The organism is Pantoea sp. RSPAM1 (assembly GCF_038816185.1).
Lineage (GTDB): Bacteria > Pseudomonadota > Gammaproteobacteria > Enterobacterales > Enterobacteriaceae > Pantoea > Pantoea ananatis.
The window spans coordinates 1725169-1738723 of the sequence record NZ_CP046137.1; the positions used below are offsets into that span (position 1 = coordinate 1725169).

At 56.9% G+C, this 13555-nt stretch carries 12 protein-coding genes; 10 read left to right on the forward strand and 2 right to left on the reverse strand.

Translation table 11 applies throughout. The features are described from left to right. The first annotated feature begins 173 nt into the window (after nucleotides 1–173). The 4 genes from phnC to phnE (GKC68_RS08605) all read left to right on the forward strand — a co-directional run bounded on the left by phnC (nucleotide 174) and on the right by phnE (GKC68_RS08605) (nucleotide 3831). Nucleotides 174–1004 (forward strand): phosphonate ABC transporter ATP-binding protein, encoded by an 831-nt coding sequence (gene phnC / locus GKC68_RS08590; protein WP_342656757.1) that lies wholly within the window; start codon nucleotides 174–176, stop codon nucleotides 1002–1004. Nucleotides 1005–1029: 25 nt separating this feature from the next. Continuing rightward, nucleotides 1030–1959: a phosphonate ABC transporter substrate-binding protein gene (phnD, locus tag GKC68_RS08595; RefSeq protein WP_028724790.1), complete on the forward strand. Its 930-nt coding sequence runs from the start codon at nucleotides 1030–1032 to the stop codon at nucleotides 1957–1959. Between the two features lie 130 nt (nucleotides 1960–2089). Further along, nucleotides 2090–2944, forward strand: coding sequence for a phosphonate ABC transporter, permease protein PhnE (phnE, locus tag GKC68_RS08600; RefSeq protein ID WP_028724789.1), 855 nt, complete (start codon nucleotides 2090–2092; stop codon nucleotides 2942–2944). A 2-nt stretch (nucleotides 2945–2946) separates the two neighbouring features. Continuing rightward, complete coding sequence (phnE, locus tag GKC68_RS08605) at nucleotides 2947–3831, forward strand: phosphonate ABC transporter, permease protein PhnE (RefSeq protein WP_064365873.1); 885 nt, start codon at nucleotides 2947–2949, stop codon at nucleotides 3829–3831. Here the strand turns inward: phnE (GKC68_RS08605) and GKC68_RS08610 are convergent. Further along, nucleotides 3785–6385, reverse strand: a complete 2601-nt coding sequence (locus GKC68_RS08610; RefSeq protein WP_342656758.1) for an ATP-binding protein — start codon at nucleotides 6383–6385, stop codon at nucleotides 3785–3787. The genes phnE (GKC68_RS08605) and GKC68_RS08610 overlap by 47 nt on opposite strands. A gap of 144 nt (nucleotides 6386–6529) precedes the next feature. On the opposite strand from GKC68_RS08610, the gene GKC68_RS08615 reads away from it, so the two are divergent. From GKC68_RS08615 to GKC68_RS08640, 6 genes are all read left to right on the forward strand, one after another. Next, the gene (locus GKC68_RS08615; RefSeq protein WP_342656759.1) at nucleotides 6530–8044 is read left to right on the forward strand and encodes a sugar ABC transporter ATP-binding protein; all 1515 of its coding nucleotides are present in this window, start codon (nucleotides 6530–6532) and stop codon (nucleotides 8042–8044) included. Nucleotides 8045–8054: 10 nt separating this feature from the next. After that, a complete protein-coding gene (locus tag GKC68_RS08620; protein ID WP_028724785.1) occupies nucleotides 8055–9035 on the forward strand; it encodes a ribose ABC transporter permease in 981 nt (326 codons plus the stop codon). A 71-nt stretch (nucleotides 9036–9106) separates the two neighbouring features. Then, the gene (locus GKC68_RS08625) at nucleotides 9107–10045 is read left to right on the forward strand and encodes an ABC transporter substrate-binding protein (RefSeq protein WP_047713894.1); all 939 of its coding nucleotides are present in this window, start codon (nucleotides 9107–9109) and stop codon (nucleotides 10043–10045) included. Between the two features lie 47 nt (nucleotides 10046–10092). Beyond that, entirely contained in the window at nucleotides 10093–10785 is a 693-nt protein-coding gene (locus tag GKC68_RS08630; protein ID WP_047713893.1) for a D-lyxose/D-mannose family sugar isomerase, read from the forward strand. Next, on the forward strand, nucleotides 10785–11645 hold the full coding sequence (locus tag GKC68_RS08635; RefSeq protein WP_047713892.1) for a ketose 1,6-bisphosphate aldolase: 861 nt from the start codon (nucleotides 10785–10787) through the stop codon (nucleotides 11643–11645). Before GKC68_RS08630 ends, GKC68_RS08635 begins: the two co-directional genes overlap by 1 nt. Beyond that, nucleotides 11646–12698, forward strand: coding sequence for a carbohydrate kinase family protein (locus GKC68_RS08640; protein ID WP_047713891.1), 1053 nt, complete (start codon nucleotides 11646–11648; stop codon nucleotides 12696–12698). On the opposite strand, the gene GKC68_RS08645 is transcribed toward GKC68_RS08640, so the two are convergent. Then, nucleotides 12635–13378 (reverse strand): response regulator transcription factor, encoded by a 744-nt coding sequence (locus tag GKC68_RS08645; protein ID WP_047713890.1) that lies wholly within the window; start codon nucleotides 13376–13378, stop codon nucleotides 12635–12637. The genes GKC68_RS08640 and GKC68_RS08645 overlap by 64 nt on opposite strands. Nucleotides 13379–13555 lie beyond the last annotated feature (177 nt).

Sequence of the window (13555 nt, forward strand, 5' to 3'; positions counted from 1 at the left end):
CCCTGTGTTCTTAATATAGCGGTCTCTCGTCAGGTTCCTGCGGCGCGAGCAGGGACTGCTGTTCCTGTCGCCCGATAACGCACTGAACCGATGGGTACGAGCCAGACAGGGTAAGTCAGCCCCGGGATTCTGGGGCAGGTCACAGAACGTAAACTGGAACAACGGAGAACATCATGGCACAGGCACTGCTTAAAACGGTGGTCGATAACGTCCCCTCATCGACCCACTCAGGCGGGCAAAAAGTGTTATCTGTTCAGGGATTGAGCAAGGCCTATGGCAACAATAAGGTCCTCGATAATGTCAGTTTCGATCTGCATGCGGGTGAATTAGTTGCGGTAATTGGTCGCTCTGGCGCAGGCAAATCGACGCTGCTGCATATGCTGAACGGCACAATCTCCGCCTCGCAGGGTGCAATTGTGAGCCTGCATCACGGCGAAGCCGACCGCGATGTGGTGAATCTCAGCAGCCGCCAGATGCGTGAATTGCGCACCCAGTGCGGGATGATTTTTCAGGATTTCTGCCTGGTGCCTCGCCTTGATGTGTTAACCAACGTGCTGTTGGGTCGCCTCAGTCAGACGTCAACGCTGAAATCATTTTTCAAAGTGTTCTCTGACACCGACCGTGCTCGCGCCATTCAACTGCTTGAGTGGATGAATATGCTGCCGCAGGCGTTACAGCGGGCCGAGAATCTCTCCGGCGGTCAGATGCAGCGCGTGGCAATTTGCCGGGCGCTGATGCAAAACCCCAAAATTCTGCTGGCCGATGAGCCGGTCGCTTCGCTCGATCCTAAAAATACCACCCGTATTATGGATGTGCTGCGCCAGGTCAGCGATCAGGGCATCAGCGTGATGGTGAATCTGCACTCCATTGAGTTGGTAAAACGTTACTGCACGCGTGTGATAGGTATTCAGCGCGGTGTGGTGATCTTTGACGGCCATCCTTCTGACCTGACGGACGACTTACTGCATCAGCTGTACGGCGATGAATTTAACCAGATCCACTAACTATCACAGCAAGAGAACAAGGCTAATGAAAATGAGATCTTTCGCGTTATTGACGACAGCACTGCTTACCTTTGGCGTTAAGGCAGCGGACGCACCAAAAGAGCTGAATCTGGGTATTCTGGGTGGTCAGAACGCGACGCAGCAGATTGGTGATAACCAGTGTGTGAAAACGTTCTTTGATAAAGAACTGAACGTGGATACCAAAATCCGCAATTCTTCAGACTATTCAGGCGTGATTCAGGGGCTGCTGGGCGGGAAAGTGGATCTGGTATTGAGTATGTCTCCTTCCTCGTATGCGTCTGTGTATATTCAGGATCCTAAAGCCGTCGATTTAGTGGGCATCGTGGTGGATGACAAAGATCAGTCTCGCGGTTACCACTCCGTGGTGATTGTGAAAGCCGACAGCCCTTATAAGAAGCTGGAAGATCTGAAAGGCAAATCTTTTGGTATGGCGGATCCAGATTCTACATCCGGTTTCCTCGTGCCAAACCAGGCGTTTAAGAAAATGTTTGGCGGCAACATCGACAATAAATACAACAACTTCTTTTCCAGCGTAACCTTCTCTGGCGGTCACGAGCAGGACATTCTGGGCGTGCTGAACAATCAGTTCGACGGCGCGGTGACCTGGACCTCTATGGTCGGTGATTACAACACGGGCTATACCTCAGGTGCCTTTGGCCGCCTGATCCGTATGGATCATCCTGACCTGATGAAGCAGATTCGGATTATCTGGCAGTCGCCGTTAATTCCTAATGGTCCGATTCTGGTGAGCAATAAACTGCCAGCGGATTTCAAAGCGAAAGTCATCGCCGCGATCAAAAAACTGGATAAAGACGATCACGCCTGTTTCACCAAAGCCGTAGGGGGCCAGCAGCACATTGGCAAAACCTCGGTAGCGGACTTCCAGAACATCATTGATATGAAGCGCGAGCTGATGAAAGGCGCGCGCGGTTAACGGCAGGGCAGTTTGCTTGCAGCCATCGTGCCGCCCTGAATAAGGGGGCGGCACAACCTCACCGGCGGGCTAGCCTGCGCGTCAACATTGCCTGGATGGCTTTGTAACACATCAATCCGAGACACTTCACGTGACCGACTTCGAACGCTATTACCAACGTATTCGCCGCCAACAGAAGCGTGATTCGCTTATCTGGTCTTTGTTGCTGGTCGTGATTTATCTGGCGGCGGCCAATATGGCCGAGTTCAATCTCGTGACCATCTGGCAGTCGTTGCCGCACTTTTTTGATTATATCCGTGAAATCATGCCTGTTTTACATCTGCCGCTCCTGTTTGCCGATGGCAAGACGGAAGGGTCGCTGGCCTACTGGGGCTATCGTCTGAATATTCAGCTGCCGCTGATTTGGGAAACCCTGCAGCTGGCGCTGGCCTCCACGCTGATTGCCGTGGTTATAGCAGGTATTCTGGCGTTTTTTGCAGCGGACAACACGCAAACGCCTGCCAGCCTGCGCATGGGTATTCGCGCTTTCGTCGCGTTTTTACGCACCATGCCGGAACTGGCGTGGGCGGTGATGTTTGTGATGGCGTTTGGTATTGGGGCGATTCCCGGCTTTCTGGCGCTGGCCCTGCACACCATTGGCAGCCTGACCAAACTGTTTTATGAAGCCATCGAATCGGCATCGGACAAGCCGGTGCGCGGGCTGGCGGCCTGCGGCGCGAGCAAGCTGCAACGGATGCGCTTTGCGTTCTGGCCCCAGGTCAAACCCACCTTTTTGTCTTACAGTTTTATGCGCCTGGAGGTTAACTTCCGCTCGTCGACCATTCTGGGGCTCGTTGGGGCAGGTGGGATCGGCCAGGAGCTGATGACCAATATTAAACTGGATCGCTTCGATCAGGTCAGCATGACGCTGCTGTTGATTTTGATTGTGGTGTCGTTGCTGGACACGGTTTCTGGCCGCCTGCGCCGCCGCGTCGTGGAGGAATAATGATGGTCACACTGGCTCCTGATATCACCGTGATGAAGCAGCAGCACCCTGAACTCTTCGCCACGCAGCACCGCTATCTGCGTCGTCTGGCCATGCTGGCGCTGGCGCTGATGCTCTATTACGTCTTTTTCTTTTTGGTGTACGGCATTGAATGGGGCCGCCTGCTGGTTGGCTGCCAGCAGCTGGGGCGCTACTTTCTGCGTATGTTTGTCTGGCAGGACTTTGCCAACTGGCCTTTTGGCTACTATTTCTCTCAGGTCGGGATTACCCTGGCAATCGTGTTTGCCGGCACGCTGACCGCCACGCTACTGGCGCTGCCGCTGTCCTTTCTGGCCGCACGAAACGTAATGCACGACAAGGTTGCCAGGCCTGTTGCCTTCCTGGTGCGTCGTCTGTTCGACATGCTGCGCGGCATTGATATGGCGATTTGGGGCCTGATCTTTGTGCGGGCTGTCGGCATGGGGCCGTTAGCCGGGGTGCTGGCAATTATCCTGCAGGACATAGGCCTGTTGGGTAAGCTCTATTCGGAAGGGCATGAAGCGGTGGAGCGTTCGCCGAGTCGCGGGCTGGGTGCACTGGGGGCGAACAGCCTGCAGAAACACCGTTTCGGTATTTTCACCCAGTCTTTTCCGCAGTTTCTGGCGCTCAGCCTTTACCAAATCGAGTCGAATACTCGCTCAGCAGCGGTGCTCGGCTTTGTTGGCGCGGGCGGTGTCGGCCTGGTTTATGCTGAGAATATGCGTCTGTGGAACTGGGATGTGGTGATGTTCCTGACGTTGATTCTGGTGGTCGTGGTGATGATCATGGATGCCATCTCAAGCTGCCTGCGTAAACGTTATATCATCGGGAAACCGGTGCCGTTATGGCAGCCTGGCGGGCACGATTAAGCCTTGCACTCCGCTGCCAGGCGCGCTGCAGCGCCTGCACCAACTGTGCCGCCTGCCAGGGTTTTGCCAGCCGCTCACACAGCGGCAGCGTAACGGGCTGGTGGCGCAGGTCCTGACCGCTGATCAGCAAGGTTGCCAGCTTGGGCCACTTTTGCTGCGCCTGACGAATCACCTCTGCGCCGTTTATCTCACCGGGCAACATCAAATCGCTGATTAACAAATCGATATCGGGCGTCTGGTGCAACAGCGCCAGCGCCTCTTCGCCGGTCGCGCACTCCAGCGTCAGATAACCCAGTTGATGCAGGTGCTCGCACAGGGTTTGCCGTACCGCCGGTTCATCATCCAGTACCAAAATCAAACGATCGTCTGCAGCCGCGTGGTGAGTCGGGGCAAAGACGGGGGGCCGGGCGGCTACGGCATCAGGCGCGCGCGGCAGCAACAGCCGCACGGTTGTGCCCTGACCGGGGGCCGTTTCCAGCTCCACCTGTCCACCCGACTGGCGGACAAAACCGTACACCATCGACAGTCCCAGCCCGCTCCCGGTTCCGGTGGTCTTAGTGGTGAAGAAGGGTTCGAACACCTGAGCACGCACCTCGTCGGACATGCCGCAGCCGTGATCGATCACTTCGATGGTCACCCTGTCACGTTTTTCGCCTTGCTCGCTACGCCGCTGATTCCAGATGCGCAGGTGGATTTCGCCGCTTTGGCCACCCATCGCATCTCTGGCATTGACCACCAGATTCATCACCGCATTCTCCAACTGGCTGGCATCTATCCAGGCCGGCCAGCCGGGGCGCTGAGCGTCGATGACCAGATGCTGACCGGGCAACAGCGAGTGTTGCAGCAACCCCTGTAGATTTTCCACCAACGACACGACAGACACCGCATGGGGATTCAGGGTTTGTTTGCGTGAAAAGGCCAGCAGCCGTTGGGTCAGAAGCGCCGCTCTGTCCGCCGCCTGGCGGGCTCGTTCAATCCGGCTGGCGACGGGGCCGGGTGCCAGTTGCCCCTCGGTTAAGGCCAGGCTGCCGATGATAACGGCCAGCAGATTATTAAAATCATGGGCGATGCCGCCGGTCAACTGGCCCACCGCTTTCATTTTCTGACTGTGCACGAGTGCCTCTTCCAGCACCTTACGCGAAGTGCGATCCAGCACCGTATTGACCATTCCGCGCCGTGGTACCGGACTGAAACGCAGTTCCAGCGTGCGGCCGTCTGCCAGCCTCACTTCCTGGGGTTCCGCTAAATCCTGCAACGGCACCTTAAGCGGCTCCAGCAAGTGCTGATAGTGCAAACCGCGCTGCAGATCGCGGGGAGCGATGCCCAGCAGCGCCGGATACTGCGCATTCCACACCACCAGTTCTCCGCTGTTATCAAACAGGGCAAAACCGTCACGCATGGCCAGGAAGGTTGATTCCAGTTGGGTGCTTTTTTCTTTTAGCAGGCGAGAAGTCTGGGCCAGAGAAGCGGTATTTCGCGCAAAAACGTTAAACGCGCGCGCCAGCTCACCCAGTTCGTCCCGACGCTGTAATCCCGGCACGCTGACGTTCTGCTCTCCCTGTGCCAGCCGGGTCATCGCACCGGCAATGGCAGTAAGGCTGGAGCCCAGATTGCGGTAAATGTAGTACCCGGTATAGAGGGTGATGGCCAGCGCCAGCAGGGCAGACAGCATGATAAAGCCGCTAACCGAGTCGAGTTGATGATGGGTGGCGATGTTACGCCTTTCCGTCTGTTGCCCGACCTGCTGGACGTAAGCGGTAATGTCATCATTCAGCGCCGCCACCAGCGCCTTGATACGGTAAGTCGCATAGGCAATCGCCAGGTCACTCTCCTCCAGCTCTGCGGCCAACGGGACCAGGCCGCGTTGTGTTTCCAGCAGCTGCTGTACATTGTCGCCCAGTGCACCTGGCGCGACCACGCTGCGCCATTGCATCATCACCTGTTGCAGGTGCTCGATGACCGCCGTCGATGACGGCGTGCGAATCGCAATATCCAGTAGCCTGCCGGTTTGCTGACGTAGCGCGAAATCGGGTACAGGGCTGCCATCGCGCTGAACCAGATCATTAATGCGTTCCAGCAGCAGCTGCGACTGCCATAATCCGCTTAGCACGATGTTGCGCTGTAAATGGCGTTCATGGCCTTGACGCAGCAGCATGCTCACCGACTGCTCAAGCATCAGGCTACGCGCACGCAGGCGCGCCACACGCTCAGGCTCACGTGCGGCAAGCGGCGTGCTCGCCAGTAAAGAGAGTGAGTGCTGTAGGGCCTGTTGGTTCTGCTGTAAACGTCGTGATTCGCTCTGATACTCAAGCGCACCGACCACCTGGGACAACCGCACTGCCGTGATGGCCACATTGGCCGTATCACGCGCCAGGGCAAGGCTGCCGTTCATATCAGCCAGCGTCTGCGCCTGGGCCTGGGCCTGAATGGTGCCCGCATGGCGAAAACTGGTCACCGCCACCACGCTCACCATTAGGGTGACGCACACCACCAATAAATGAGACAGCAACAGGCGACCGCGCGCCCCGACCTGCCACGGTGAACTGCGTTGCATAAAGACTCTCCGCTCGTGCGACGATGAGCCGAGTATAGAAGTGAGGACGAGGCGAAATATGACAAATATGAATGGCCTCTGACATTTTCCATTTATCTGACACTGCTTAACTCGCTGCTATCCATAACCAGCAGGAGCGGGTAGATGACAGCAAAGCCGATACTCGAAATGCGCGAGATCACCCGACGCTTTGGTCATTTTTACGCCTTGAAAGGGGTGGATCTCACGGTGTATCCCGGTGAGGTCCATGCCCTGATGGGCGAAAATGGCGCGGGTAAAAGCACCCTGATGAAGATCCTGGCGGGGGCCTATGCGGCCAGCAGCGGAGAGGTGCTCATTGATGGTAAACCCTGGCAGTTGAAAGGCCCTAAAGAGGCGTTAGCCGCCGGAATCACGCTGATCTATCAGGAAATCAATCTGGCGCCCAATCTTACCGTGGCGGAAAACATCTTTCTGGGCAGTGAAATTACCCGTGCAGGCATGGTGAAACGTCATCAGATGGCGGATGAGGCACAGCAGGTGATCAACCGGTTGGGCGCGCAGTTCAGCGCCACCGACAAAGTCAGCAGGCTGAGTATTGCTGAGCAGCAGCAGGTGGAAATTGCGCGCGCCTTACACCGTAACAGCCGGATTCTGGTGATGGATGAGCCAACCGCCGCACTCTCGAACCGCGAAACCGAACAACTGTTTGCCCTGATCAAGCGCCTGCGTAGCGAAGGCATGGCCATTATTTACATCAGTCATCGTATGGCGGAAGTGTATGAGCTGTCAGATCGCGTCAGCGTACTGCGTGACGGACAGTATGTCGGCAGCCTGACGCGCGACAATCTGAATGCCAGCGAACTGGTGCGCATGATGGTGGGGCGACCGCTCAGCGACTTGTTTAATAAAGACCGCACGATAGCGCGCGGGGCCGTGCGGCTGGCCGTCAATGATCTGTCCGACGGCGACAAAGTGCATCCCTCCAGCCTTGAGGTACGCGCGGGCGAAATCGTCGGCCTGGCCGGCCTGGTGGGCGCGGGACGGAGCGAGCTGGCACAGCTGATTTTTGGCGTGCAGCGGCTTAAACAGGGCGACGTCTGGATCGATGGTCAAAAGGTGGATATTCACTCGCCACGTGAGGCGATTGCGCAAGGCATTGGGTTTCTTACCGAGAACCGTAAAGAGCAGGGGCTGTTTCTGGAAATGGCCGCGCAGGAAAACATCGTCATGGCCACGCTGGAGCGTGATGCCCGCTACGGCATGCTTAACCGCGGTAAATCGCGGAAGATTGCCAGCGAAGCGATCTCCTCGCTCAATATTCGCGTGCCCCACGCGCTGGTACGCGCGGGCGGCCTGTCGGGTGGCAACCAGCAAAAGCTGTTGATTTCCCGCTGGATCGCCATCGGTCCCCGCATTTTAATTCTGGATGAGCCAACGCGCGGCGTTGACGTCGGCGCAAAAAGCGAAATTTATCGCATGATGCAGGAAATGGCGCGTCAGGGCGTAGCCATTCTCATGATCTCCAGCGAATTACCGGAGATTGTTGGCATGAGCGATCGGGTTTATGTGATGCATGAAGGTGCCATCGCCGGTGAGCTGGCGGGCGATACGATCACTCAGGAAAACATCATGACGCTGGCAACCGGTGCACACAGTGCATCACCGCTTGAAGTATGAGGATAAAACAATGACACAAACGGCACCTGTTAATCCACCGACAGTCAAACGCGCGCTGATGGGCGACATCATGCAGACCGTGGGCATTTTACCGATTTTGATTTTAATCGTAGCGGTCTTTGGCTTTGTCACGCCTAACTTCTTTACCGAAGCCAATTTGCTCAACATTACGCGTCAGGCCTCCATCAATATCGTGCTGGCCGCTGGCATGACCTTTGTCATCCTGACGGGCGGTATCGATTTGTCCGTGGGCTCGATGCTGGGCACCACGGCGGTGGTGGCGCTGCTGACCTCGCTGGACCCGATGCTGGCGTCGCTAACTATTCCGATGGCGCTTGGCGCCGGGCTGGTAATGGGATTGTTTAACGGCATTCTCGTGGCCTGGGCCGGACTGCCTCCGTTTATCGTCACGCTCGGCACCTATACCGCACTGCGCGGGGCGGCTTATCTGCTGGCAAACGGCACCACGGTGATCAATTCCGATATTAACTTTGAGTGGATTGGCAATGGCTACCTGGGGCCGGTGCCCTGGCTGATCGTGATCGCGTTCGCCGTTATCGCGATTTGCTGGTTCATTCTGCGTCGCACCACGCTGGGCGTTCATATCTATGCGGTGGGCGGCAATATTCAGGCCGCACGACTGACCGGCATCAAAGTGGGCCTGGTGCTGATATTTGTTTACGGTATGAGCGGATTGCTGTCGGGGTTGGGCGGGCTGATGAGTGCTTCGCGCCTCTACAGCGCCAACGGCAATCTGGGCGTGGGTTATGAGTTGGATGCTATTGCCGCGGTGATTCTGGGAGGCACCAGTTTCGTCGGCGGCATCGGCACCATCACCGGCACGCTGATTGGGGCGTTGATTATCGCCACGCTGAATAACGGCATGACGTTAATGGGCGTCTCGTACTTCTGGCAGTTGGTTATTAAAGGTGCGGTCATCATCATCGCCGTCCTGATCGATAAATATCGTACTCGTCATCATGTGGGCTGACAGCCCCCATGCGCAGAGCAAACAAAGCGCCATTGAGCAGTTGGCAGATAAATCACAGCAGGAGAAGATCTATGCGTTTTAATCCGATTGTAACCGGGCTGCTGGCGGCAACGCTGCTCAGTGCCGGCGTGGCTCAGGCAAAAGAACTGAAATCGATTGGCGTAACGGTAGGCGACCTCGCTAACCCATTCTTTGTGCAGATCACCAAAGGTGCAGAGATGAAGGCGCGTCAGCTGGCGGGAGATAACGTAAAAGTCACGCTGGTGTCGAGTGGCTACGATCTCGGGCAGCAGGTAGGACAGATTGATAACTTCATTGCGGCAAAAGTGGACATGATTATCCTGAATGCCGCCGACTCAAAAGGGATTGCCCCTGCGGTCAAGCGCGCGCGTGATGCGGGTATCGTTGTGGTTGCGGTCGACGTCGCCGCAGATGGCGCTAACGCCACTATCACCTCTGATAACACCCAGGCCGGTGAAATGGCCTGTAAATATATTTCCGATCGTCTGAAAGACAAAGGCAATGTGGTGATCATCAACGGCCCGCCGGTCTCTGCCGTACAAAACCGCGTGGAAGGCTGCATGACCGAACTGAAACGCCATCCGGATATTAAGCTGCTTTCCTCTAATCAGAACGCCAAAGGCAGCCGTGAAGGGGGGCTGGAAGTCATGACCGGCCTGCTGTCAGCCAATCCAAAAATCGACGCGGTATTTGCGATTAACGATCCGACCGCGATCGGTGCCGATTTGGCGGCAAAACAGGCCCAGCGTAACGAGTTCTTTATTGTCGGCGTGGACGGTTCGCCGGATGGTGAGGAAGCGCTAAAACGTAAGAACTCGCTGTTCGCCGCTACGCCAGCCCAGGATCCGCAGGTGATGGCAGCCAAAGCCGTCGAGATCGGTTACGACATTCTGCAGGGCAAACCGGCACCGGATAAACCCGTGCTGATCCCGGTTAAATTAATCGACCGCAATAACGTCAGCAGCTACAAGGGCTGGACAGTGAAATAAACCGGCGCGCGGCATCGTCGGGTGCCGCTTTAACGGGAGAGCTGACGATGCAACGCTCCGAAGTGAATGTGTTTTTGCAAAACACGCAGGACTTTTTTACACGCCAGGATATCCATCTGCCGCCCTGGGCTGATTACGACCTCAGTCAGTGGCGTCAGCAGCAGGGCGACATTGATGAAATTATCGCGTTACGGCTGGGCTGGGACCTCACCAGCTTTGGCGCCGATGATTTTCTGCAAACCGGCCTGACGCTCTTTACGCTGCGCAACGGCTCGTCAGGCGGCAAGCCCTGGCACAAGCCTTATGCTGAAAAAGTCATGCACGTGCGTGAAGGGCAGGTAACTCCGATGCATTACCACCCGCGCAAGATGGAAGACATCATCAACCGCGGGGGCGGCAATCTGATCGTCGAACTGTATAACCGTGAAGGCGACGGGAAGGCGAACTCGCCGGTGACGGTATCGCTGGATGGCCTCACACAAACCCATGCGGCGGGTTCGCAACTCAGGCTGTCTCCGGGCGAAAGCGTGACGTTAATCGCCGGCGTCTGGCACAGCTTCTGGGGCGAAAACGGCTTTGGCGATGTGCTGGTTGGCGAAGTCTCAATGCCTAACGATGATGACAACGATAACGTATTTTTGACGCCGCTGGCGCGCTTCAACGCCCTTGATGAGGATCAGGAACCGCATCGGCTGCTCTGTAACGACTATTCCCACTGGCTCAATCTGAGGAGTGAATAATGGCTTTGATCTCTCTGGCACAGGGGCTGGCCCATGCGCAGAAGCAGGGGTACGCGCTGGGCGCCTTTAACGTCCTGGACACGCATTTTCTGCGCGCGCTGTTTGCGGCCGCAGAGCAGCAACGCTCGCCTTTTATCATCAATATTGCGGAAGTGCATTTTAAATACGTCACGCTCGACCAGCTGGTTGAGGCGATAAAGTTTGAAGCGGCGAAGCACGCGATTCCGGTGGTGCTCAACCTGGATCACGGTTTGCACTTTGAGGCGGTGATGCAGGCAATCCGTCTGGGATTCACCTCGGTAATGTTCGATGGCTCAACGCTGAGTTATGAAGAAAATATTCGCCAGACGCGTGAAGTGGTCAAAGCGGCACATGCTGTCGGCGTGTCGGTTGAGGCGGAACTGGGCGCGGTGGGCGGAGACGAAGGGGGCGCGTTATTTGGCGAAGCCGACAGCGAAAAATTTACCGATCCGCGGCTGGCTGCTGAGTTTGTGCGTGAAACCGGCATTGATACGCTGGCGGTGGCCATCGGTAACGCCCACGGGAAATACAAAGGAGAGCCTAAACTTGACTTTGACCGGCTGGCGGCTATCCGTGGGCAAACCGGCGTACCGCTGGTGCTGCACGGTGGCTCAGGCATCAGCGACGCGGATTTCCGGCGGGCGATCTCACTCGGGATCCATAAAATCAACTTCTATACCGGCATGTCGCAGGCGGCACTCGACGCGGTGGAACGCAGCCTGGCCTCACGCAACACCCGCTATGACGAGTTTGCCGAGCTGCTGATGGCGGTGGAGAACGCAATTTGTGACACCGTGATGCAGCAGATGAAGATTTTCGGCAGCGTAGGGCAGGCGTAGATGGGGGCGCGGCGCGGCATTCTGGCCGCTGGCGTGATGCTGGTGGATTACGTTCATCGTATTAGCCACTGGCCGGAACAGGGCTGGCTGGCTGAGGTACAGCATAGCGAAAAGGCGGCAGGCGGCGCACCGCTGAATGTTTTACTCACCCTTTCGCGCATGCAGTGTCAGCTTCCGCTGGTGGCGATTGGCCTGCTGGGCAATGACGCCGACGGCGATTACCTGCTGGCTATCATGCAGGCGTCGCAGATCGATCATCGGTGGGTTCAACGTACCGGCGATAAACCCACCGCGATGACGCAGGTTATGACCGCACCGGACGGGCAACGAACGTTTTTCTTTTCCCCTGGCGCAAATGCCCTGCTGGACAGAACGCATTTCGCCGCTGTAGACGATGCGCAGCGCATCTTTCATCTGGGCTATTTGCTGTTGCTTGAAACGCTGGACGGCGCGGACAGCGAGTTCGGCACGCGCAGCGCCCGTTTGCTGGCCCAGATGCAGCAGCGTGGCTATTTTACCTCGCTCGATCTGGCGTCCCGTGCCGGGGATTACCGACCACAGGTATTGCCTGCGTTGCGCTGGTTAGATTACCTGGTTATTAACGAACTGGAAGCCCAGGCGTTGTCTGGCGTCGTTCTGCGGGATGATAACGGTATCCAACCACCCGCAGCCTTTGCCCTGGCTGCACAGTGGCTGGCCGGGCAGGGGGTGCGTCAGCGCGTTGTGATACACGCGCCCGAAGGCGCATGGGGGCAGGAAGTCGGCGGCGAGGGCATCTGGCAGCCTGCGTGGCAGCTGGCACCCGACGAGATTGTGGGCAGCGTTGGCGCAGGTGATGCATTTTGTGCGGGCGTACTGTATGCCAGCCATGAAGGGGATGACATGCTGGCAACGCTGCAGCTTGCGCATACCTGCGCCCGGTTTAATTTGCGCGCGGCCAATGCAGTCGACGGTATTCGCCCGTTGACCGACATGCGGCAGTGGATGGCTCAGGCCGTCTGCGTGGAGAGCCGCGAACCTTCAGGTTTGACTACGTCCGCCGAGAAAACATAACCCAGCCCGCGAATCGTGCGGATCAGGCCGGGCTGATGGGGGTTTGCTTCGATTTTGCGCCGCAACCGCATAATCAGCACATCGATGGTGCGGTCAAACACGTCCATCGTTTCGCTGTGGGTGAGTTCCAGTAACTGGTCACGCGTCAGGACCTTACGCGCGTGCCGCACCATCGCGCGCAGCAAGGTATATTCACCCTGCGTTAACGGCACGGTTTCGCGCTGCGGATTAAGCAACTGGCAGCGCGTTTCATCAAGCAGCCAGCCATTAAAGCGCCATCCCTCATGGCCCGTTTCCGGCATCACCACGCGCCCGCTGCGCCGTAGAGCCGCCCGCGCCCGCGCAACCACAACGCGTGGATTAAAGGGCTTGGCGATATAATCATCCGCCCCCATCTCCAGGCCTACCACCATTTCCGCTTCCGAACCCATACCGGTCAACATAATCACGAGAATATCAGGCCGCAGTCGCTGCAGCTGCTGCAAAACCAGTAAACCGTTGGTGTCGGGCAACATCATATCAAGCATAACCAGGGAAATATCCGGATGTTCGCGCACCATCGTCAGGGCATCTTTCCCTTGATGGCAGCGATAAACCAACAACGCATGTTCACTGAGTGCGTCCTGCAATAAATCGCAGACGGCATGATCGTCATCCACCACCAAAATTGCTGGCTTCATCGTGTGACCTCAATGTTACTGAAGAGTTAAATGGGAGTTTACACGTTCCAACATTGCCTGCTGATTGATGCAGCTGAAACGTGACCAGCGTCGCCTGACAAAATGCTGAAGCGTGCGGAAACGCATAATTTTGCCGGGCAGGGCGGGGAAAGGAAAACGATTGCGCATTTAGGGGGC

Excerpts from the sequence above, each read along its gene's own strand:
- phnC (WP_342656757.1), top strand. The coding sequence starts at position 174 with ATGGCACAGGCACTGCTTAAAACGGTGGTCGATAACGTCCCCTCATCG.
- phnE (WP_064365873.1), top strand. The coding sequence starts at position 2,947 with ATGGTCACACTGGCTCCTGATATCACCGTGATGAAGCAGCAGCACCCT.
- GKC68_RS08625 (WP_047713894.1), top strand. The coding sequence starts at position 9,107 with ATGCGTTTTAATCCGATTGTAACCGGGCTGCTGGCGGCAACGCTGCTC.
- GKC68_RS08630 (WP_047713893.1), top strand. The coding sequence starts at position 10,093 with ATGCAACGCTCCGAAGTGAATGTGTTTTTGCAAAACACGCAGGACTTT.
- GKC68_RS08645 (WP_047713890.1), bottom strand. The coding sequence starts at position 13,378 with ATGAAGCCAGCAATTTTGGTGGTGGATGACGATCATGCCGTCTGCGAT.
- GKC68_RS08620 (WP_028724785.1), top strand. The coding sequence starts at position 8,055 with ATGACACAAACGGCACCTGTTAATCCACCGACAGTCAAACGCGCGCTG.
- phnD (WP_028724790.1), top strand. The coding sequence starts at position 1,030 with ATGAAAATGAGATCTTTCGCGTTATTGACGACAGCACTGCTTACCTTT.
- GKC68_RS08610 (WP_342656758.1), bottom strand. The coding sequence starts at position 6,385 with ATGCAACGCAGTTCACCGTGGCAGGTCGGGGCGCGCGGTCGCCTGTTG.
- GKC68_RS08640 (WP_047713891.1), top strand. The coding sequence starts at position 11,646 with ATGGGGGCGCGGCGCGGCATTCTGGCCGCTGGCGTGATGCTGGTGGAT.
- GKC68_RS08635 (WP_047713892.1), top strand. The coding sequence starts at position 10,785 with ATGGCTTTGATCTCTCTGGCACAGGGGCTGGCCCATGCGCAGAAGCAG.
- GKC68_RS08615 (WP_342656759.1), top strand. The coding sequence starts at position 6,530 with ATGACAGCAAAGCCGATACTCGAAATGCGCGAGATCACCCGACGCTTT.